Below are 20,341 nucleotides of genomic sequence, written 5' to 3'. Positions count from 1 at the left end.
CAAAAGGCCGTCTGAAAAAGGCGGACAAGCGCAAACAAACCGAGCAATTTGTCTCCATCGTTTTGCCGTCTTTCAGACGGCCTGTTTGCACAAAATCATACTTGCCGACATGATCCAGAATATTTTTTAGCAAAAACGCTTGACACTTCCGCCCTATTCCCGTATAGTTACAAATTCAGACGCGGGATGGAGCAGCATGGTAGCTCGTCGGGCTCATAACCCGAAGGTCGTAGGTTCGAATCCTGCTCCCGCAACCAGATTTTAAAAATCCCTTAGTGTAAACTAAGGGATTTTTTATTTTGTGCTTCCTAGCTATGGGTAATCATAGATTAAAGCTAATTGATAAAATAAAATCAATTCTTATCAATTAAATCATGTAGATAAAATTATTAAAGGCTATTTGGACTGGTTTTCACATCTATTTAAAGATGTCAAAATTCAGCACATTATCAAATCTCAAATGATTATAAATGAATTTTAAGCATAGAAACCATAATTAATAATGAAATTTTTAACACTCAATAGCTCACATGATTCATCAATATAGAAATTAAATCTCAAACTAAGCAAATCCATTCCGATTAATACGTTCAGACGGCCTTTAAGGTGTTTAAAAATCAAAACACTAGAAATATTCTTCATTAGCCTTATCTTATTTTCATCATTCATGATGGGGGCTGCACATGTAAAAGGCCGTCTGAAACAGCTTGAGGCTTCGTTTCAGACGGCCTTTTTGTGCGGTTTTTAAGCGATTAATCGTTTACTCGGAAAGAATCGTGGCAAGATTTACAGCTTTGGCCTACGTCGCCAAACGGTCTTTTCACTGCCTCCAAATTACCCTCGGCAGCGGCAGTTTTCAAAGCAGCCGCAGCGGCGATGAATTTGTCGGCTTCCTGCTTAAATTGATCCGGTTTGCTCCACACTTCAGGTTTGGCATCGGATTCTTCTTTGGCGCTCTCTTCGGTGTAATGCACCCAAGGTTTATCGGCACTTTCCGCCAAGGTGTCGGCAGCCGCTTGGAATGCCGCAGCATCATAAGCGGTTTCTCCCTTAATCATTTTGCCCATGGTACCGGCAGATTCTTTAAAGATGTCCATCAAACGTTCGCGCTCTTCGACCGCTGCTTTAGCGCTGCCGGCAGGTGCTTCCGAAGTAGTCGCAGGTACCGGTGCTGATTCAGCGGGTTTGGTTTCGTTTTGGCCGCCGCACGCGCCCAACAGCAATGCTGCCAGCGTGCCCATTGCCAACAAGGTCTTATTCATGATTGTGTTCCTTTTGAATTTTGTTTATTTGCTTTGTAATGAAAATGTATCAGAAATATTTTCAAAATCAAGCAATTGATATAGTTTTATATTTATTAACATAATCTTCCAAACCAAAGGGCCGTCTGAAATTCAGACGGCCCTTTGGTTTTTCACAAAAAATCGGTATTTATTCACGATGATAAGGGTGATTATTTAAGATGGAAACGGCGCGGTAAAGCTGCTCGGTCAACAATATGCGTACCATACCGTGCGGCATGGTCAGGCTGGACAGGCGCATCATCAGGCGTGCTTGCTGTTTGAGGTGGCCGGTCATGCCGTCGGCACCGCCAATCACAAAGCAGACATGTTCGCCGTTTTGCTGCCATGTTTTTAGGTATCCAGCTAATTCGACCGAAGTCGGCGCTTTGCCGCGCTCATCCAACACCACCAGAAATGCCCCTTGCGGAATGGCTTCAAGTATGCGTTTTTCTTCCGCTGCCATGCCCTGTGCGGCATTCACGCCGGCGCCGCGTTTTTCAGGTTTAATCTCTTTTAAGGTGTAATTTACTTCGCGGCCGAAGCGTTTGGCGTATTCGTTAACGGCTTCATCGACCCATTTGGGCATTTTGTTGCCGACGGCTAAAACGGTAATGTTCATGTCTGCTATCTATCCATGAGAAAATACAGGCTGAAATTTTTGCGCAATCCTACCTTTGGCACATTTCTTCATTATGCGCCGCCCTCACTTCAAACGGCACGCAAATCCGGGTTTTGCAAAGTCTCAGGCCGTCTGAAAGCGTATTCAGACGGCCTGATTCAAATGAAATCAGGTTTAAGGCTTAATCGGCCGCATGCCAAGGTTTTTGCATACCGGCTTCGAAAGCAGGTTTCTCTCCGCCCCACAGGGTATCGATGTCGTAATAATCACGCACGGCCGGCAACATAACGTGTACTACCAAATCACCGGCATCCACCAGCGTCCACTCGCCGGTATCACCTTCTTGGCTCAAAATTTCGAAGCCGGCTTCTTTCAAATCAACCGCCACATTGTTGGCCAAGGCTTTGACTTGGCGGGTACTGTCGCCGGTAGCCACAATCATGCGGGCAAACAGCGAGGTTTTTTCTTGGGTTTCCAATACAGAAATGTCTTTGGCTTTCACGTCTTCCAACGCGTTTACTGCGATTTCGACCATTTTTTGTAAGTCGAGTAATTCTTGTTCGTTCATTTTATTCCTAAGTTGCGTTTTTCAGACGGCATTATAGCTTATCCGGCTGAATTTAAGCTATTTTTTGCAGTATTTTATCAAGGGCTTGTTCAGACGGCCTGAGGCTGGACAATGGTATTTTTACTTAGCGGTATAAACCCTGCTGCCGGATATAATGCGCAACTGATGACGGAATCAGGCCGTCCGAAAGGGTTTTATTTTCCAAGGCGGCACGAATTTGGGTGGAACTGATGTTGTACAGCGGCACCTGCAAAATGCGCACGCTGCCGTTTTGCAAGGCTTCGCCCAGCCATGCGTGCAAGTCGCGTGGCGTTTGGCTCAAGCTATCACTTTCGCGCATGGCCACGGCAATGTTGACCTGCTGTACCAAGGTTTGCCATTTTTTCCATGTGTGCAGCTTCATCAGGCTGTCACTGCCCAACAGCCACCATAGTTTGGCTGCCGGAAATTGCTGACGGAAAATCTGCACGGTATCAAAGGTATAAGTGGCGCCTTCACGCACCATATCGCAATCACTGACGGCAAAGCGCGGCTCGTCAGCAATGGCCAATTCTGTCATGATGAAACGGTGTTTAGCCGGTGTTTGTGTGTTTTGCGGTTTGTGGTAAGGGTCGCCTGCAGGCAAAAAAATGACGGTATCCAAGCCGATTTGGTCGGCAAATGCTTTGGCGATATGCAGATGACCGTTGTGAATGGGATCAAACGTGCCGCCGAAAAGTCCGATGTTTTTCATGTAATACCAAATGAAATAAAGTTAAAAACACACGGCCGATGATTGAAAAGGCCGTCTGAAATGATGTTGCAACAATATTAACATGTTTTGCACCATCACCGCGTATCGGCATAGATGGCGCTTGGGAATGTGGTAGTTGCAAATCAGGACAAACCCGCTACAATCTAAAACACAAATGATAGTAAGGTAAAACAATATGTCTGCAGTTCCTCGGTTTTCTCATGTTTTGGACGAGACAATCCAAGATAAATTGTGGCAATGGGCGCAAGCGAATTACGGTTTGCATGGCTCATGGCAGACTTTATGGCTGAACGGTTTACCCTTAGGCCGTCTGAACGGGCAATGGCAAGCGCAAATTGAAAAAGATTGGCAAGGCGAATGGGAAATGCGTTCAGACGGCCTGCATTTGCGCGCAGATAGCTGGCTGAGCCTTGGCGATGCGCTCCAACACATGGCGCATGACTGGAAACAACTGGGCATATTACATGGCTGGCGTGATGAGCGTTTTGATGTTTTCCATCAAGACAACATCCTATTCCCACTCGAACGTGCAGCTTTCCGCCCCTTAGGCTTAATGAGCAAAGCAGTGCATCTAAATGGTTTCACCTTCAAAGACGGCGAATGGCAACTGTGGATTGGCCGTAGAAGCGCACATAAAGCTGTTGATCCGAATAAACTGGATAATTTGGTCGGCGGCGGCGTATCGTGTGGTGAAGATATTACTGTAACCATACTGCGCGAAAGCGAAGAAGAAGCAGGATTATCGCCTCATCATCTGCAACATCTAAGCCTGCAAAACCAGTTACACAGCCTGCGCCCCGTTTCCCGTGGTTTGCATAATGAAATTCTCCATATCTTCGACGCCGTATTATCCAGCGATGTCGTTCCTGAAAATCAAGACGGTGAAGTGGCCGGATTTGAATTAATGACGATTAATCAGGTTATAGAGGCGATGTTGAATGATGTCATGATGAGCGATGCGCAACTGGTGATTTTGGATGCGTTTGACCGCCATGGCTTAATTGACCCGAAGCATGCATTATCAAAATGGCTCAAATCAATCAAAACCAATGGATAATGCGGTATTGGAGACAGAGATTAGGCCAAAATCCTTAGTAAGCCCATTATCTTTGACATATTTTTCTGGTATGCACTGCTCGAAAGCCCGCCTATCTGCAGTATATCTGCGCTTTTCTTTGCTTGTTCTTACTTCAAACTGTACTCAAATCTAGGATTTTACAAAGCTCTCTCCCAGCCTGAGACCTGTACAAAACTCCCTTTCCCAAACAATAAAGGTTACTTGAGTTATCAAGTAACCTTTATTTCCCTCCAAACACACAATATTTCCCTAAATTCCCCAAAATCTCACCTCCCAAGCGCCCGATTTCTTAGGTACTCCCCTTTTCGGCGGCAGGCGCAATGAGGCTGAATTTGTTTGCCGCTTCGGGCAAATTCAAACACATTGCTTTCAAATGACTTTGCGCATTCGCTTTCCGTAAGCCGGAATATGTTGCCCTATGGCAGCGGAACTTGCGGTGCAATGTACCGAAACCCTGTTCCGCCGCATAACGGGTATTTGATAAGTATCGGTTGCGTTGTTTGTCTTCGTCTGTTAAGGGATGGCCACGGCGGGCTTTACGCATAATGCCGTCTGAAAGTTTTTTGTTGTTTAATCATTCCCGATTGGCTTTGCTGCCGCAGCCTTTGCCGGCATATACGGCGGTGTATTCGGTTATGCCGTCGAAGTGGCGGCACTCGTGTTCGTTGGCGGGGCCGACATGTAGTTGGCCGATATGGCCTTCTTGGCCGGTACGGGTGTTGTTTGCAGCCGGCGGTTTGGATGACGGCGGCGGCTTTTCTACTTTTAAGCCTTTTTCGGTGAGCTGTCGGTTAATAAGAAACATGCCGTCTGAAATCTTTCAGACGGCATGTTTTGTATTGCTCTGCGTTGTTTAAAATACTTACGCACCAAATACTTTCAAACGCTCTGCCAACGGTGCAAATTCTTTTTCACCGGCCGAGGCTTCGATGCCGCCGATGACCATTTGCGCCCGCAGCGTCCAGCTTTCCGGTAAATCGTATTCCTTGGCAACCGCCTCATCCGGCAGCGGATTGTAGTGTTGCAGATTGGCACCGACGCCGGCCGCGGCCAGAGTCGTCCAAATTGCATATTGATGCATGGCGTTGGTGTGTTCCGCCCAAATCGGGAAGTTTTCCGCGTAAGACGGGAATTGCTCTTGCAAACCTTTCACCACGGTTTGGTCTTCAAAGAATAAAATTGTCGCGGCACCGGCTTTAAAGCCGTTCAATTTCTGCTCAGTTGGTGCAAATTTTTCGGCCGGAACGATTTGGCGTAAAGCATCTTCTACAAAGCCCCATACTTTTTCATGTTCCGCTCCAAACACCGCCACAATGCGGGTCGATTGCGAATTGAACGAAGACGGCGTGTGCAACACGGCATGCTCGATGATTTGGTTGACTTCGTCGTTACCGATTGGCAGGTTTTTGTTCAATACGTAAATCGAACGACGGGTTTCTGCCGCTTGCTGTAAATCTTGATAAGCCATTTTCATTCCTTATATCAATATCTCAATGAGATTTTTTAAACCGGTTATCCAACGCCCACGCGCCGCCGCCTGCTGCGGCGATGTAGATAAAGATAAAGCTGAATAAAGCAGCCGCTTCGCCGCCGTTCAACAAAGGCAGTAAGGCATTGGGTTCAGTGTGCGCCATGAAATAGGCCGCCGCCATTTGGCCAGACAGGATAAACGCTACCGGACGGGTAAACAAACCCAGCAACAGTAAAATCCCGCCAACAAATTCTAAAATACCGGCCAAGCCGTAAATCGAGAAAATCTGCAAACCGTCAAACATTTCAATGTGCGGCAGGGCAAACAGCTTGGCCGAGCCGTGCAGCATAAACATATACGCAGCGGCGATGCGCAAAATCGACAAGAGCATGGGTTGGAAACGCGTTAAGAAATTCATTTTGTTTTCTTCTTATTTAACAATTAATGCGGGCAGTATAGATAATTCCTTTGGGTTAATATATACTCTTTTCATTGACACACTATTTCCGGATAAGAAAACATGGATACCTTATTCAGCCTGAAAGTATTCCGCCATGTGGTGCAAAACGGCAGTTTTACCCGTGCCGCCGAACAGCTCAATATTTCCACCGCCATGGCCAGCAAACATGTCAGCCATTTGGAAAACACCATTCAAGCCAAGCTGTTGCACCGCAACAGCCGCAACCTGCACTTAACCGAAGCAGGCGAAGAATACTACCGCCAATGCAGCTATGCGCTTGATACGCTCGACACTGCTGCACAAAAAGCCGCCGGCGGTGCCGACAAGCCGCAAGGCATGCTGCGCGTGACCATGCCACTTTGGTTTGCCAACAGCCTGTTGAGCAGTTGGCTGGTGGAATACCGCGAACGTTATCCCGAAGTAACGCTGGATTTGGTGCTCGACAACCGCCATGTGGATTTGATTGCCGAAGGTTTCGATTTGGCCTTGCGGGTATCAAAAACGCCCAATCCTTCGCTGATTGTGAAACCCTTGGCGATGATTCGGTTTGTTTTGGTGGCTTCGCCTGAATACATCCGCCGGCACGGTAAACCGGTCACGCTTGAAGAAGTGATGCAGCACCGAGCGATTCTGCCGTCCTACACCAACCAGCGCATTGTCGAAATCACCCACTCCGCTACCGGCGAAAAGTCCATGCTCAGTTTGGAACCGGTGATACTCACCGACAATACGCTGATGGTGCGCGAACTGGTCAAAACCGGCGGCGGCATCGGCTATCAGCCGTTGATGGTGGTGCAAAACGATTTGGAAGACGGCACGCTCGTCCGCCTATTGCCCGAATACACCATGGTAAACGAGCAACTCAACGCCGCTTATGTCGATCGTGCATTTTTGAGTGCCAAGGTACGCAGCTTTATTGATTTTATTAATGAGAAGATTCAGCAGACAAACGGTTAATGCACACATAAAAAGGCCGTCTGAACATCAATTCTGATGTTCAGACGGCCTTCATGAATCAATCTCACTCAACGCAGCATATCCGCCAAAGTTTCTTCCACTTTCGCTTTCACTTCGGCACCAAAACGGCGGCTCAGCAACTTGGTTAAATCGTCTTCCGGCGTGTAATTCACCAACTCCGGCGCTTTCACCACATCGCGCGCCACGCTGTAGATGCTACCGAAATCGTCAATCAAACCGACATTTTTCGCTTCCAAGCCGGTATAGACGCGGCCGCTGAAAATATCGGGATTTTCTTTTTCTTTCAAACGATTGCCGCGACCTTCGCGCACAGCCTTAATGAATTCGCCGTGAATTTGATCCAGCATTTGCTGCCAAATTCTCGCCTGCTCGGGTGATTCAGGGGTAAACGGGTCACCCATGCCTTTGTTGCTGCCCGATGTTTTCAGACGGCGTTTGATGCCGAGTTTATCCATCATCTCCGAAGCGTCAAAACCGCCGCTGATCACACCAATACTGCCGACTACGCTGGATGGGTCGGCATAGATTTTATCGGCTGCCGCAGCAATGTAATAGCAGCCCGAAGCGCAGGTATCTTCCGCCACCACATACACCGGCACATCTTTATGCAAGGCTTTCAGACGGCGTATTTCGTTGAACGCAATGTTCGACACCACCGGCGAACCGCCCGGGCTGTTGGCACGAATCACAATCGCTTTGGCATTGCCGTTTTTATACGCCGCTTCCATGCTCTCCCGCAGCATTTGCACTTGGTCGTCGTAGCCGCCGCCGATGGTGCCGCTTAAATTAATCACGGCGGTGTGGGCTTTGGCGGTGCCGATGGCCATCATAGGGCTGTTTTTCTTGCCGCTTTGTCCCATGCTGAAAATAAACGACACAAACAACAGCAAACCGATAGCACGCCAAAAGTTTTTCCAAAAGCGCGCGCGGCGGCGGTCTTTATAAGCTTCGAACAGTACTTCGCGCAACGTGTGGCGCTCCCAGCTTTCAGACGGCATCTGATCCGGATGTTCTTGAACTTGGTCGCCTTGGCGGCGGATTCGGTATTGCATGATGATTCCCTGTGATTAAACGCAAGATGTGATTGTATAACAAATAGCCGTCTGGAACATGCGATTTTCAGACGGCATACTGATTCGGACGGCCTTCATCAATTTTCCCCGTTGCACGCCATTTCCAATGCCGTTTTCACCGCCACCATCAGACTGCCTGAATCGGCTTTGCCGCTGCCCGCCAAATCCAAGGCTGTGCCGTGGTCGACCGATGTGCGGATAAACGGCAACCCTAAGGTCACGTTCACACCTTGCCCGAAACCCGCGTATTTCAAGGTCGGCAAGCCTTGGTCGTGATACATCGCCAACACCGCATCGGCATCTTTGAGCATAAACGGCTGGAACACGGTATCCGCCGGATAAGGGCCGCGCACATCAATCTGCTGCGACTGCAAATTGTTCAACGCAGGAATAATCACCTCGATTTCTTCCCAACCCAAATGACCGCCCTCACCCGCGTGCGGATTCAGCCCCGTCACCAAAATACGCGGCCGGGCAATGCCGAATTTATCGCGCAAGCCGGCGTGCAGAATCTTCGCCACCGACTCGACCAAGGGCTGCGTAATCGCGGCGGCCACGTCTTTCAACGGCAGATGCGTGGTCACCAAAGCCACACGCAAACCGCCGCCGGCGAGCATCATCACCACTTGCCCGGTATTGCTTTTCTCTGCCAAGTATTCGGTGTGGCCGCTGAAAAAATGACCGCTTGTACGGCCGTCATTAATCACGCCTTTGTGCAGCGGCGCAGTCACCATACCGGCAAACAGGCCGTCTGAAATGCCTTGGTAAGCCGTATCCAATAATTGCAACACATACGCGGCATTATTCGGATTCAGACGGCCTGCTTCGCATGGTTGGTTCAGCGGCACATGCCGCACTTCCAATACACCGCTTTCTTTTTCAGACGGCGTTTGCGCCTCAAAATCAACCAATCGCACCGCTTTGCCCAGCATATCGGCACGCTGTTGCAATAAGTTTTTGTCGCCCAACACCACCGGACGGCACGGCAAATCGGCAAAGGCCAAATCGAGACAAATATCGGGGCCGATACCGGCAGGCTCACCGCTGGTAACGGCTAAAATCGGTTGGCTCATGGCGGTTCCTTATATTGAAATCGGCATCAGTTTCCCCCAGCCGCCGCCTTTTTTCAAGCCTTGCATCGGATTTTGCGGCCAAACCGAATTGTCTTCATTATGTCTGAGACCTTTGCCAAATTCAATTTGTACCAAGAAACTATGCCCGTTATTCCCGCGCAGGCAGGAATCCGGAACTCAAAATGACCGGAATAGCCCAATATTCCTGAAACCGGTAGGTCCGGATTCCCATTCGCTCGGGAATGACGGTTTAAAGATTTCTAAAAGTTTACGGGTTTTGCAAAGGTCTTGGGCTTATTTCTAAACTATCTTGTCGTTAAACCGCCAAGCAACCATGATATACGCAGTTTACCATCTGTTTCATCTAAAATATTAATGATAACTATTATTTTTTATGATAATCTGTTTGCGTTTTAATAAAATAACGTCATCACACACATCATGTTAGAAATCAGCTCATCTAATCTTTGGACGGCTTTCGGCATCACGCTGGCCGCGGGCTTGTTTACCGTATTGGGCAGCGGCTTGGTGATGTTTTCCAAAACACCCAATCCGCGCACCTTATCGTTTGGTCTGGCCTTTGCCGGCGGCGCGATGGTTTATGTGTCGCTCACCGAAATTTTCGACAAATCCAGAGAAGCCTTCGCCCAAGCGCATGGAGAATCGCACGGTTTTGCCGCCGCTACCATTGCCTTTTTAATCGGTATGGCCGCCATTGCGCTGATTGACCGCCTTGTGCCCAATCCGCACGAAACCTTGGATGCCAACGACCCTACTTTTCAAGAAAGCCGCCGCCAATACGTTGCCCGCATCGGCATGATGGCCGCGTTTGCCATTACCGCACACAACTTCCCCGAAGGCTTGGCCACTTTTTTCGCCACGCTCGAAAGCCCCACGATCGGTATGCCGTTGGCTTTTGCTATCGCCATCCACAACATTCCCGAAGGTATTTCGATTGCCGCGCCGGTTTACTTTGCCACGCGCAACCGCAAACTCACCGTCTTTGCCTGCCTCGCTTCCGGTTTGGCCGAGCCTTTGGGCGCGATTTTGGGCTACACCCTGCTCAAACCGTTTCTCTCTCCGGCCATTTTCGGCAGTGTGTTCGGCATCATCGCCGGCGTGATGGTGTTTCTTGCCTTAGACGAATTATTGCCCGCCGCCAAACGCTATTCAGACGGCCACGAAACCGTGTACGGCCTCACTTCCGGCATGGCCGTAATTGCCTTGAGCCTGATATTGTTTCATTTTTGAATGATTTGAAAACCACGGGTAAAGGCCGTCTGAAACAGGAATAGGTTTCAGACGGCCTTTTTATTGTCATAAATCAAGCTTGCCGGGCTATTGGATAGCCAGCTGCTTAAATTTACATTACAATTGTCAAAATTTTTTAATATTTCTCATTTTCTCCAGCAAAATCAAGCTGCCGGGCTTTGAGCAGCTTGATTTATTTTTTTCCATTTAAATTTAAATTAAGGATGTTTTATGTTGTCATTCCTGAAATCCAAACCGGGCACGCCGGTGCCCGAAGCGGAAGTGCTCGACCGCTACAACCGCTTGCGTTGGCAGGCATTATTCGGCATTTTCATCGGCTATGCCGCCTACTATATCCTGCGCAACAACTTCTTGCTCTCATCGCCTGAATTAATCAGCGAATTCGGTTTCACCAAAAAAGACATCGGCTTTATTTCCGGCACCATGCTGGTGGTGTACGGTCTCAGCAAAGGCGTGATGTCGGCACTGGCAGACAAATCCAATCCGAAACACTTTATGATTTTCGGCTTGGTGATGTCGGGTGCGGTCAACCTGATGATGGGTTTTTCCGCTTCGTTTTGGATTTTTCTGTTTCTGTGTATTCTCAACGGTATTTTCCAAGGCATGGGCGCCGGCCCCGCTTATGTGGTGTTGGCCAGCTGGTTTCCGCGTAAATCACGCGGCGTGACCACCGCCTTTTTCAATATTTCCCACAACGTCGGCGGCGGCTTGGTATCGCCGATTGCCGGCGGCGCCATCGCTTGGCTCGGTACTGAACATTGGCAGGCTGCGCACTTTATCGTGCCGTCCGCCATTGCGGCCGTAGTGGCTTTGATTTTCTACATTTTCGGTAAAGGCCGCACCTACAACGAAGGTTTGCCGCCGATGAACCAAATTCTGAACAATGCCGATGAAGAATTGGTGGTCACCAAAACCGAAGATGTCAACTTAACCACTTGGCAGATTTTCAAAGAATATATTTTAAAAGACATCAATGTTTGGTTCGTCTCCTTTATCGACGTGTTCACCTACATGATCCGCTTCGGCGTATTGACTTGGTTGCCGCTGTATCTCTTGGAAACCAAAGGCTTCAGCAAAGGCCAAATGGCCACTGCGTTTGCTATTTTCGAATGGGCGGCAATTCCGTCAACCTTGCTCGCCGGTTATGTGACCGACAAATACTTCAAAGGCAAACGCATGCCCTTGGCCATCGTCACCTTGCTCGGCGTGGGCGCCGCCATCTTCGCCTACTGGGGCGGACAAGACTTGGCTACCGTCACCATCGGCGCAGGCATTGTCGGCTGTTTGATTTATGTGCCGATGTTCTTGTCGTCATTACAAACCATCGAACTGGTGCCTTCATTCGCCGCCGGTTCAGCAACCGGTTTGCGCGGCCTGTTGAGCTATGTGCTGGGCAGTTTCTCCGGCACTGCCCTGTTCGGCATTTTAGCCGAACGCTACGGCTGGGACGCAGGCTTCTACCTGCTGCTGTTTGCCGTAGCGGCTTGTATTTTCTGCTGCTACATGACCCATCGCGGCGTGATGAAACTGGAACAGAAAAAACTGAATGTTTCGCAATAAAATAGTAATGAACTGAAAGGCCGTCTGAAAACAGCATGTCTTCAGACGGCCTTTTCTTTATCTGCCAAACAAATTCGCAATCATCTCAATCTGCTCATCACTCACCTGCGTTTCACCCAAGCGCGCAGCCACCGCCCATTCGCCGCTTAAGCCGTGCTCGGCGGAAATCTCCGCCCACTTTTCCAGCTTGGCTTCATCGGTGGCATTTTTTGGAAGCGGTTCAGTTTTGATGATGGTTTTCGGTGGGCGGTGCATAATCTTTGCCTTTCATCAGCGTTATGATTGGATTATACGTTATTTATATGTGCCGTCTGAAAAATCAATTAGGCATATAAATACTTTACTGGAATTTAGTGGAATAATTTTATTACTCTAAAAAGAAACACTTCCTCTTGTTTTCTTTTCAAAATCGATAACAGCATTTGGTTCGGCTATTATGCGAGTCGTATAATAGATTAAATCTTGAAAACTCATAAATAGGCTAAGCCTTATTTAACCTATCTTAATCAGCGAGCAAAGAACAAATAAAAGCAATAGCGGCCACCAAGCCGCATAATTTTGATTTTAACTATTAAGGGCAACGACATGACGCAACGTGAAAAAAATCTTCTGAATACCTTTCCGCTCACTATATTGAGCATTTGTCTATTGGCTGCCTGCGGCGGTGGCGGCGCTAAATCGCCGAGTGCTGCGCCGACACCTACACCGTCCGCCCAATCTCCGGAGAAAATTGGGCAGGCGGCCAAATCTGAAACACCGAATCATGAACCGGCCGATAAGCCAAGTGTTCCTGCTTCACCTGATACCGACGCCGTTCAGCCGGACCATCCAGTTCAACCACCTGTAAAAATGCAGCCGGAAGAACCGAAAACCGACATCAAACCATCTCAACCCGATCAGCCCAAAGTTGAGACAAATGCACCACAGCCCGATCGGTCCGAAGTTAAGACAAATACACCACAGCCCGATCGGCCCGAAGTTAAGACAAATACACCACAGCCCGATCGGCCCGAAGTTAAGACAAATACACCACAGCCCGATCGGCCCGAAGAGCAAGCTCCCCAAACTGCCGTTGAAAGTGACCAGGATGTCTTCAGCCGGTTAAATTTGGAAAACCGTCACGGTCTGCTGCTGGATAATACGCTGAAAATGGTGTTTAACGACCAAGGTAAAACGGTAGAAATCGAGCTGATTCAGCCACAAGACCAATTCATCCGAAAGGACATCCGCACGCTGCGTGACAGCAACGGCAAAATTACCGGCTACTACGGCTTCGCCGCCGTCAACTACCCAAAAATGAATGATTACGGCGAATATGAAGGCGCGGAAATTGTTTACCACTACCTGCAAAGCGCAGATGAAAGTCAAATGCGCCGCCCAGTAAGCGACAATGAAATCAGCTATCGCGGTAATATGTATTATCACTATACCGACAGCCCAACTGATTTCCTGAACGCTGATGTGACTGCAAAATACTACGGCGGCAGCAAAACCTTGTCGATGATGATTCATGACAATAAGGGCGGCCTTTGGGAATTACATCAAGACCGTTCACCCAAAAGTCCGCTGCGTGTCTCGGTAGGGGAACGCGGCGATGTCGGCGGTCATTTGTTTTTTCACGACAACAGCGGCAACCGCCCTGTCTTAAACGGTACATTCAGCGGTGGCTTTTATGGTGCAAACGGCAGCGTACTTACCGGCAAAGCGAACCACGACGGTAAAAATGCTTGGCAAGGTGTGATTGGTGCAGTGGCGCAATAGTTTTGATTGGCGTTTAATTTTATAGTCGGAGAAGTGAACAAATCTGCGAACCTAAGACCGTACATAATCGTATGAAAAGGCACGACCCCAGGCATTTTTCAATTCTCCGACTATATAGTACAAGGCCGTCTGAAAGGGTAAACTTTCAGACGGCCTTGTTATCATTTCAAGATTAAAATTAAGTTATTCAACTCAATCATCAATCTTTTAATTTCGCCAACTGGTTTTGCACTTTCGCCATTTTGTCTTCCAACTCAGCCAGTTCGGCTTTGTCTTTTTCCACCAAATGCGCGGGGGCTTTTTCGGTGTAGCCGGGTTTGGAGAGTTTGGCGTTGAGTTTGTCGAGGGCTTTTTGCAGTTTCTCGGCTTCTTTGCTCAAACGGGCGGTTTCGGCGGCTTTGTCGATTTCCACTTTCAGCATCAGGCGTGCGCCGTTGCAGACGGCGACGGGTGCGTCTTCGCTTTCGGGCAAAGTTTCGACCAGTTTGGCTTCGGTCAGTCGGGTCAGTGCCGGCAAGTATTTGAGCAGGTCTGCCAAATCGCTGCCGCCTTCGACAAACAGCGGTGCTTTCACGTTCGGGGCAATGCCCATTTCGCCGCGCAGGTTGCGCACTGCGCCTGCCAAATCTTGCAGGGCGGTGATTTTGTCGAATGCGGCGGGAACGATTTTGTCGTTATCCGCCTGCGGGTAGGCGGCAAGCATAATGCTGTCGGTGTGTTTGGCGTTGGCGAGCGGGGCAACGGTCTGCCATAACTCTTCGGTGATGTACGGCATAATCGGGTGCAGCAGGCGCAAAATGGCTTCCAATGCCCGAACCAGCGTGCGGCGGGTGGTGCGTTGGGTGGTCGGGCAGCCGGTTTGGATTTGTACTTTCGCCAGCTCGATATACCAGTCGCAATATTCGTTCCACACAAATTCATACAGGGTTTGGGCGGCGAGGTCGAAGCGGTAGGTTTCAAAGGCTTCGGCAACGGCGGCTTCGGTCTGCTGCAATCTGCCGATAATCCATTGGTCGGCAAAGGTAAACGCCAAAGGCTGGGTTTCGTCTTGACCGCAGTCTTTGCCTTCGGTGTTCATCAGCACGAAGTTGGTGGCGTTCCATAATTTGTTGCAGAAATTGCGGTAGCCTTCGGCACGTTTGAAGTCGAAGTTTACCGAACGCCCCAAACTGGCATAGCTTGCCATCGTGAAGCGCAGAGCGTCGGCACCGAATACGGGAATGCCTTCGGGGAACAGTTTTTTGGTGGCTTCGACCACTTGCGGTGCTTTTTCGGGGCGGCGCAGACCGGTGGTGCGTTTGACCAATAATTGTTCCAAATCAATGCCGTCAATCAAATCGACAGGGTCAATCACGTTGCCCTCGGATTTGGACATTTTTTTGCCTTCGTGATCGCGCACAATGCCGTGAATGTACACGTCTTTAAACGGCACTTTGCCGGTGAAGTGGGTGGTCATCATAATCATGCGCGCCACCCAGAAGAAGATGATTTCGTAACCGGTTACTAAAACATTGCTCGGCAAAAAGGCGTCGAGTTCGTCGGTTTCAGACGGCCAGCCGAGCGTAGAAAACGGCACCAAAGCCGATGAGAACCATGTATCCAATACGTCTTCATCACGGGTCAGACCGGTTTTGCCCGCCAGTTTTTCGGCATCTTCCTGATTGCGGGCAACATACACGTTGCCGGCTTCGTCATACCATGCCGGAATTTGGTGTCCCCACCATAATTGGCGGGAAATGCACCAGTCTTGGATGTTGTTCATCCATTGGTTGTAGGTATTGACCCAGTTTTCGGGGATAAAGCGTACTGCGCCGCTGTCCACCGCTTTTTTGGCTTTGTCGGCAAGGCTCAAGCCTTTGAACTCGCTTTCCGGCTCGCCGCCATTCGGTGCGGCGGACATGGCAACAAACCATTGGCTGGTGAGCATAGGTTCAATCACCGAGCCGGTGCGGTCGCCTTTCGGAGTCATCAGGGTATGCGGTTTCACTTCCGCCAACAGGCCCTGCGCCTGCAAATCCGCCACCATCTGTTTGCGGGCGGCAAAGCGGTCTAAGCCTGCGTATTGTTCGGGCAGGGCAAAGCCTTGTTGCGCTTCGCCTTTGAAGTTGAACACTTCGGCTTGGGCGAGGATTTTCGCTTCCAAGTCAAACACATTAATCAGGGCGGTATCATGGCGTTTGCCGACTTCGTAGTCGTTGAAGTCGTGCGCCGGCGTGATTTTCACGCAGCCCGTGCCGAAATCTTTTTCGACATATTCGTCGGCAATCACGGGAATGGTGCGGCCCGTCAGCGGCAGGGTTAATTGTTTGCCGATTAAGTGGGTGTAGCGTTCGTCTTCGGGATTGACGGCAACGGCAACGTCGCCCAGCAGCGTTTCGGGGCGGGTGGTCGCCACAATCACGGCTTCGTTCGGATTGTCCGCCAGCGGATAGCGGATATGCCACATCGAGCCTTGTTCTTCCACGCTTTCCACTTCCAAATCGGAAACCGCCGTTCCCAATACGGGATCCCAGTTCACCAAGCGTTTGCCCCGATAAATCAGACCCTGTTCATACAGGCGCACGAACACTTCGCTGACGGTTTCGGCGCGCACATCGTCCATCGTGAAATATTCCCGTGTCCAATCGGCGGAACAGCCGACACGGCGCATTTGTCCGGTAATCGTGCCGCCCGACTGCTCCTTCCATTCCCACACTTTTTCAAGGAATTTTTCACGCCCCAAATCGTGGCGGGACACGTTTTGCGCCGCCAGTTGGCGTTCGACCACAATCTGCGTGGCGATACCGGCATGGTCGGTACCCGGAATCCAAGCGGTGTTGCAGCCTTTCATGCGGTAGTAGCGGGTTAATCCGTCCATAATGGTTTGGTTGAACGCATGACCCATGTGCAGCGTGCCGGTTACATTCGGCGGCGGCAACTGAATGGAAAATGCGGGTTTGGATAAATCCATATTCGGCTGGAAATAGCCTTGGCTTTCCCAGTTGCGGTAATGTTTGGATTCGATTTCGGCGGGATTGTATTTGTCTAACATGATGGATTCTGTTTGATAAAAATATGACAAAACATCCGCCCTTCCCTTTAAATTATGTGCATTTTAAGGTGCAGCGGATGTCGAAAATCGGATAGGCTTGATTATAACGCAAAAAGGCCGTCTGAAACGAGATTTGCGTTTCAGACGGCCTCGGGTTTACATCTGCTTGGCGACAGCCATAAACAACACAGCTTATTTATTTTTGTCGGCCTTGGCTTCTTTTTTCAAAGAAGCGTACAGATCTGGATCGCGGTTTTTCAGCAAAGAAGCAACGGCCAAATCATCGCGGTTGACTTTTGACAAGTCCACATGTTCGATATGCACCAGACGCAACAGCTCACGTACCGGCTTAGGCATGTTGCGGCCGGACTCGTAACGCGAACCACCGGACTGGGTCACACCGATGCGGCTCCAAAAGTCCATTTGATTTAAACCGAGTTTTTTGCGGATGTCGCGGATATTGTCAATTTTCTCAAACGACTTCATGAGATTTCCTTCTTATCGTATATTTCAGTCTAGCAGTATCTCTAAGAGCCTTGTGCCCAGTCAGGCAAACGCATTGCCCGCATCAAATTAAAGCATAAGATCTATATCGATACCCCATCGTACAGATATATTAGACAGATTATTCGAAAGAAGTTTTGTCGCGCTTGTCATAATCCGGATAAATATTTCTTATATAAATATTTTAAAAAATTATTCATATAAAAATCAATATCTTGAATCCACAGACAGACCCAAACTTCACAAGACTTTTACACAACCAAACAATTCAATTAAGGTTTGCCGCTTGCCGGACTGATGGTTAAGATTTCATAGCCGGTTTCGGTTACCAAAACCTCGTGCTCCCATTGGGCTGATAAAGAACGGTCTTTCGTGACCACCGTCCAGCCGTCGTTGAGGATACGCAGATGGCGTTTACCCTGATTAATCATCGGCTCAATGGTAAAAATCATGCCCGGCTGCAACACCAGCCCTTGCCCTTTACGGCCGTAATGCACCACCTGCGGCGCTTCGTGAAAGCCTCTGCCGATGCCGTGTCCGCAAAATTCCTGCACCACCGAATAGCCGGCGTTTTCGGCAACGCTCTGGCAGGCATAGCCGACATCGCCCAAAGTCGCTCCCGGTTTCACCGCTTCAATCCCCGCCATCATCGAAGCGTGGGTTACGTCAATCAGACGCTGGGCAATCGGGCTGATTTTGCCGACGGCAAACATCCGGCTGGAATCACCGTGAAAACCGTCTTTTTTAATCGTCAGGTCGATATTGATGATGTCGCCTTCTTTCAGCGGTTTGTCGTCGGGAATGCCGTGGCAAATCACGTGATTGACAGACGTGCAGCAGGATTTCGGATACGGCGGATTGCCGTAATTCAAGGGTGCGGGATAACCGCCTTGCACGTTGACATGGTAGTCGTACACCAGCTTGTCGATTTCATTGGTGGTGATGCCCGGTTTTACAAACGGGGTGATGTAATCGAGTGCCTCGGCCACCAAGCGGCCGAGTTCGCGCATTTTCTCGATTTCTTCGGGGGTTTTAATTGATACTTCATCCATCATGTTGATACATTCCTTCATGTTTTCAGACGGCCTAGTCATGGGGAATCCATATTAAGCATTCCTCTAGGCCGAGACCTTTGCAAAAACCCGGATTTGAGTACAGTTCGAAGTTAGCAGCACAGAAAGCGCAGGCATATCATGGAGATAGGCAGGCTTTCGAGCAGTGGATAACGAAGAATGTACTAAAGACGGGGATTTTGTAAAGGTTCCAAGCGTAGGAAACCGCCGGATTGTTTACAATTTTTATGCAAAACAGCTTTTGTTTTTGCCTGAGCAATTGTTTTGGGATTTTCGGGCGTTATCAAGAACCATGCGGCTTTGCCGTGCCTTTCGGCATTCTTGGCAACACTCGGAAATCCTAAAACGGGTCTTCAGGCAAAAAAGAAAAAGTGTAAACAACGCCGGGATTTCCTACATCAGGCCGTCTGAAAGGTTTAAAACTGTGGTTGGCCGCCGGCGCCTCAGAATAAATTATCGATGACTTCTTTTTGCTGCGGCTTAGGTTGCGGAGCCGGTACAGGCCGTGGCTCAGGCTTAGGTTCCGGGCGAGGTTCCGGTTTCGGCTCACTGCGCGGTTGAACAGGCACAGCTTGCTCTACCGGACGTGGCGGCGTAACCGTCGGGCTTTGCAGCGACGGTGATGGCCGGGCAGGTTTCGTTTCTGCCGGACGGGCACGGTTACTTTCGCTGTCGCTGCGCGGACTGACGGGGCGTGGCTGTTCTTGCGATTCACGCGATTCGGCACGGCTGCGTGAGGGCGAAGAATTGATAAACGGATTACGTCCGGCCTGCCCGCCGCTATCCTCTGCGTTTTGTCCATCCGATGGGCGGCGCGGCGTGTTGAGGGCATCAGGATTCAGTATAACGGCTTCTTGACTGCTGCCGTTGGGCTTCCATACTTCAACGCGATTGGCTTCGCGTTGCTGTTTTTGCGTTTGCCCTTCCTGACGGCGCTCTTCGTCACGCGGTTTAAACGTACCGATTACCCCGATAATCAGTGCGATGATAGCCAAGACACACACGGCCAAGGTGGCGGTGATTAAGTGTTTGGGTCTGAGTTGGAATTTCTGTTTTGCCATGAATAGAAACTGTCTGTTGGTGTGGCGAATCAAGGGTTCGGTAAGGCCGTCTGAAAGGTTTCGGACGGCCTGTTTGTTATTGTGGAACGTAGTTTTGATACAGGGTAACGACTTTTTGCACGCCAAGTGTGGTGCTGACTTTTTGGGTAATCAAAGCCTGCTCTTCAGGCGTGAGAATGCCCATCACATAAGTCACGTTGTCATAAGTTACGATTTTGGTACGCGCTTGGGTAGCCGGACTTACGCCCAGCAAAGTAGCGCGCACTTTGGATGTGCCCCAAGTATCGGCGCCGATGCTGCCGAAATTGCGGCTCGGCGTGGCTACGGTAATGTAGTTGTAGATACCTTCCGCAGCCTGCTCGGAACGGGCAATTTGTTCAACAAAACGTTTTTCGCCTTCTGTGGCTACCTGACCCAGCAACAACAAACGGCGGTTGTAACTGACCACATTGATTTTTGGTTGGTAATCAGCGGTTTGGTTGTTCTGGCGCAGGTAAGACAAAGCGGTTTGCTCGACGCGCAAGGCCATTACGTTGTCGTCGGTTTGTGCACCGGCGGTACGGCGGTCAACCGCGGATTTGGTACCGACAGCCGCGCCGCCGATTACTGCGCTGACGCAGCCGCTCAAGGTTGCTGCCAGCAAAGCCGCCGCCAACAGAGTTTGGAGAGCTTTCTTCATAAACGTCCTTTCGGATGATGTCAAACAGGATTCGGACGGCCTT

19 protein-coding genes, 1 tRNA gene and 1 pseudogene are annotated in these 20,341 nt (G+C 49.6%); 6 read left to right on the top strand and 15 right to left on the bottom strand.

Going from position 1 to position 20,341, the window contains the following annotated elements:
• Window positions 1-180: 180 nt before the first annotated feature.
• Window positions 181-257 (top strand) — tRNA-Met (locus tag H4O27_RS12170).
• A 495-nt stretch (window positions 258-752) separates the two neighbouring features.
• On the opposite strand, the gene H4O27_RS12165 is transcribed toward H4O27_RS12170, so the two are convergent.
• The 4 genes from H4O27_RS12165 to nadD all read right to left on the bottom strand — a co-directional run bounded on the left by H4O27_RS12165 (window position 753) and on the right by nadD (window position 3,203).
• Window positions 753-1,262 carry a c-type cytochrome gene (locus tag H4O27_RS12165; RefSeq protein WP_165010076.1) on the bottom strand — a complete coding sequence of 170 codons (510 nt, stop codon included), beginning with the start codon at window positions 1,260-1,262 and terminating at the stop codon, window positions 753-755.
• Window positions 1,263-1,431: 169 nt separating this feature from the next.
• The gene (gene rlmH, locus H4O27_RS12160) at window positions 1,432-1,902 is read right to left on the bottom strand and encodes a 23S rRNA (pseudouridine(1915)-N(3))-methyltransferase RlmH (protein WP_165010074.1); all 471 of its coding nucleotides are present in this window, start codon (window positions 1,900-1,902) and stop codon (window positions 1,432-1,434) included.
• A 181-nt stretch (window positions 1,903-2,083) separates the two neighbouring features.
• The gene (rsfS, locus tag H4O27_RS12155) at window positions 2,084-2,470 is read right to left on the bottom strand and encodes a ribosome silencing factor (protein ID WP_165010072.1); all 387 of its coding nucleotides are present in this window, start codon (window positions 2,468-2,470) and stop codon (window positions 2,084-2,086) included.
• Window positions 2,471-2,594: 124 nt separating this feature from the next.
• Window positions 2,595-3,203: a nicotinate-nucleotide adenylyltransferase gene (gene nadD, locus H4O27_RS12150; RefSeq protein ID WP_165010070.1), complete on the bottom strand. Its 609-nt coding sequence runs from the start codon at window positions 3,201-3,203 to the stop codon at window positions 2,595-2,597.
• Between the two features lie 196 nt (window positions 3,204-3,399).
• On the opposite strand from nadD, the gene H4O27_RS12145 reads away from it, so the two are divergent.
• Complete coding sequence (locus tag H4O27_RS12145; protein ID WP_165010068.1) at window positions 3,400-4,281, top strand: NUDIX hydrolase; 882 nt, start codon at window positions 3,400-3,402, stop codon at window positions 4,279-4,281.
• Between the two features lie 310 nt (window positions 4,282-4,591).
• On the opposite strand, the pseudogene H4O27_RS13215 reads toward H4O27_RS12145, so the two are convergent.
• The 3 genes and pseudogenes from H4O27_RS13215 to H4O27_RS12125 all read right to left on the bottom strand — a co-directional run.
• Window positions 4,592-5,119 (bottom strand): annotated as a pseudogene (locus H4O27_RS13215) (transposase); the annotation flags it as partial.
• A gap of 45 nt (window positions 5,120-5,164) precedes the next feature.
• The gene (locus tag H4O27_RS12130; RefSeq protein WP_165010062.1) at window positions 5,165-5,770 is read right to left on the bottom strand and encodes a nitroreductase family protein; all 606 of its coding nucleotides are present in this window, start codon (window positions 5,768-5,770) and stop codon (window positions 5,165-5,167) included.
• Between the two features lie 22 nt (window positions 5,771-5,792).
• Window positions 5,793-6,191 carry a DoxX family protein gene (locus tag H4O27_RS12125; protein ID WP_165010060.1) on the bottom strand — a complete coding sequence of 133 codons (399 nt, stop codon included), beginning with the start codon at window positions 6,189-6,191 and terminating at the stop codon, window positions 5,793-5,795.
• A gap of 102 nt (window positions 6,192-6,293) precedes the next feature.
• Between H4O27_RS12125 and H4O27_RS12120 the strand changes: the two genes are divergently transcribed.
• Window positions 6,294-7,190 (top strand): LysR family transcriptional regulator, encoded by an 897-nt coding sequence (locus H4O27_RS12120; RefSeq protein ID WP_165010058.1) that lies wholly within the window; start codon window positions 6,294-6,296, stop codon window positions 7,188-7,190.
• 68 nt (window positions 7,191-7,258) lie between these two features.
• On the opposite strand, the gene H4O27_RS12115 is transcribed toward H4O27_RS12120, so the two are convergent.
• Entirely contained in the window at window positions 7,259-8,263 is a 1,005-nt protein-coding gene (locus H4O27_RS12115; RefSeq protein WP_165010057.1) for a S49 family peptidase, read from the bottom strand.
• Between the two features lie 98 nt (window positions 8,264-8,361).
• Window positions 8,362-9,357, bottom strand: coding sequence for a 4-hydroxythreonine-4-phosphate dehydrogenase PdxA (pdxA, locus tag H4O27_RS12110; RefSeq protein WP_165010055.1), 996 nt, complete (start codon window positions 9,355-9,357; stop codon window positions 8,362-8,364).
• Window positions 9,358-9,798: 441 nt separating this feature from the next.
• Between pdxA and zupT the strand changes: the two genes are divergently transcribed.
• Together zupT and H4O27_RS12100 are read left to right on the top strand one after the other, a co-directional pair.
• Entirely contained in the window at window positions 9,799-10,608 is an 810-nt protein-coding gene (gene zupT, locus H4O27_RS12105) for a zinc transporter ZupT (protein ID WP_165010053.1), read from the top strand.
• 231 nt (window positions 10,609-10,839) lie between these two features.
• The gene (locus H4O27_RS12100) at window positions 10,840-12,189 is read left to right on the top strand and encodes an MFS transporter (RefSeq protein WP_165010051.1); all 1,350 of its coding nucleotides are present in this window, start codon (window positions 10,840-10,842) and stop codon (window positions 12,187-12,189) included.
• A 57-nt stretch (window positions 12,190-12,246) separates the two neighbouring features.
• Here the strand turns inward: H4O27_RS12100 and H4O27_RS12095 are convergent, their stop codons facing one another.
• Window positions 12,247-12,444, bottom strand: a complete 198-nt coding sequence (locus H4O27_RS12095) for a hypothetical protein (RefSeq protein ID WP_165010049.1) — start codon at window positions 12,442-12,444, stop codon at window positions 12,247-12,249.
• A 330-nt stretch (window positions 12,445-12,774) separates the two neighbouring features.
• On the opposite strand from H4O27_RS12095, the gene H4O27_RS12090 reads away from it, so the two are divergent.
• Entirely contained in the window at window positions 12,775-13,950 is a 1,176-nt protein-coding gene (locus tag H4O27_RS12090; RefSeq protein WP_165010047.1) for a hypothetical protein, read from the top strand.
• Window positions 13,951-14,149: 199 nt separating this feature from the next.
• Here the strand turns inward: H4O27_RS12090 and H4O27_RS12085 are convergent, their stop codons facing one another.
• The 5 genes from H4O27_RS12085 to H4O27_RS12065 form a co-directional block, all read right to left on the bottom strand.
• Entirely contained in the window at window positions 14,150-16,981 is a 2,832-nt protein-coding gene (locus H4O27_RS12085; RefSeq protein WP_165010045.1) for a valine--tRNA ligase, read from the bottom strand.
• 192 nt (window positions 16,982-17,173) lie between these two features.
• A complete protein-coding gene (locus H4O27_RS12080; protein ID WP_165010043.1) occupies window positions 17,174-17,467 on the bottom strand; it encodes a helix-turn-helix domain-containing protein in 294 nt (97 codons plus the stop codon).
• 290 nt (window positions 17,468-17,757) lie between these two features.
• On the bottom strand, window positions 17,758-18,579 hold the full coding sequence (gene map, locus H4O27_RS12075; RefSeq protein WP_255464572.1) for a type I methionyl aminopeptidase: 822 nt from the start codon (window positions 18,577-18,579) through the stop codon (window positions 17,758-17,760).
• A 422-nt stretch (window positions 18,580-19,001) separates the two neighbouring features.
• A complete protein-coding gene (locus H4O27_RS12070) occupies window positions 19,002-19,619 on the bottom strand; it encodes a hypothetical protein (RefSeq protein ID WP_165010039.1) in 618 nt (205 codons plus the stop codon).
• Between the two features lie 76 nt (window positions 19,620-19,695).
• Window positions 19,696-20,298 (bottom strand): BON domain-containing protein, encoded by a 603-nt coding sequence (locus tag H4O27_RS12065; protein ID WP_165010037.1) that lies wholly within the window; start codon window positions 20,296-20,298, stop codon window positions 19,696-19,698.
• Between the last annotated feature and the right edge of the window lie 43 nt (window positions 20,299-20,341).

Source organism: Neisseria yangbaofengii, assembly GCF_014898075.1.
Taxonomy (GTDB): domain Bacteria; phylum Pseudomonadota; class Gammaproteobacteria; order Burkholderiales; family Neisseriaceae; genus Neisseria; species Neisseria yangbaofengii.
This window is presented reverse-complemented; position numbering and strand designations above follow the sequence as displayed.

Coding starts and splice junctions, on each gene's coding strand:
- H4O27_RS12120 (WP_165010058.1), top strand. CDS start 6,294: ATGGATACCTTATTCAGCCTGAAAGTATTCCGCCATGTGGTGCAAAAC.
- H4O27_RS12080 (WP_165010043.1), bottom strand. CDS start 17,467: ATGAAGTCGTTTGAGAAAATTGACAATATCCGCGACATCCGCAAAAAA.
- pdxA (WP_165010055.1), bottom strand. CDS start 9,357: ATGAGCCAACCGATTTTAGCCGTTACCAGCGGTGAGCCTGCCGGTATC.
- H4O27_RS12115 (WP_165010057.1), bottom strand. CDS start 8,263: ATGCAATACCGAATCCGCCGCCAAGGCGACCAAGTTCAAGAACATCCG.
- rsfS (WP_165010072.1), bottom strand. CDS start 2,470: ATGAACGAACAAGAATTACTCGACTTACAAAAAATGGTCGAAATCGCA.
- H4O27_RS12090 (WP_165010047.1), top strand. CDS start 12,775: ATGACGCAACGTGAAAAAAATCTTCTGAATACCTTTCCGCTCACTATA.
- H4O27_RS12165 (WP_165010076.1), bottom strand. CDS start 1,262: ATGAATAAGACCTTGTTGGCAATGGGCACGCTGGCAGCATTGCTGTTG.
- nadD (WP_165010070.1), bottom strand. CDS start 3,203: ATGAAAAACATCGGACTTTTCGGCGGCACGTTTGATCCCATTCACAAC.
- H4O27_RS12100 (WP_165010051.1), top strand. CDS start 10,840: ATGTTGTCATTCCTGAAATCCAAACCGGGCACGCCGGTGCCCGAAGCG.
- H4O27_RS12070 (WP_165010039.1), bottom strand. CDS start 19,619: ATGGCAAAACAGAAATTCCAACTCAGACCCAAACACTTAATCACCGCC.
- zupT (WP_165010053.1), top strand. CDS start 9,799: ATGTTAGAAATCAGCTCATCTAATCTTTGGACGGCTTTCGGCATCACG.
- H4O27_RS12065 (WP_165010037.1), bottom strand. CDS start 20,298: ATGAAGAAAGCTCTCCAAACTCTGTTGGCGGCGGCTTTGCTGGCAGCA.
- H4O27_RS12095 (WP_165010049.1), bottom strand. CDS start 12,444: ATGCACCGCCCACCGAAAACCATCATCAAAACTGAACCGCTTCCAAAA.
- map (WP_255464572.1), bottom strand. CDS start 18,579: ATGACTAGGCCGTCTGAAAACATGAAGGAATGTATCAACATGATGGAT.
- H4O27_RS12125 (WP_165010060.1), bottom strand. CDS start 6,191: ATGAATTTCTTAACGCGTTTCCAACCCATGCTCTTGTCGATTTTGCGC.
- H4O27_RS12130 (WP_165010062.1), bottom strand. CDS start 5,770: ATGGCTTATCAAGATTTACAGCAAGCGGCAGAAACCCGTCGTTCGATT.
- rlmH (WP_165010074.1), bottom strand. CDS start 1,902: ATGAACATTACCGTTTTAGCCGTCGGCAACAAAATGCCCAAATGGGTC.
- H4O27_RS12145 (WP_165010068.1), top strand. CDS start 3,400: ATGTCTGCAGTTCCTCGGTTTTCTCATGTTTTGGACGAGACAATCCAA.
- H4O27_RS12085 (WP_165010045.1), bottom strand. CDS start 16,981: ATGTTAGACAAATACAATCCCGCCGAAATCGAATCCAAACATTACCGC.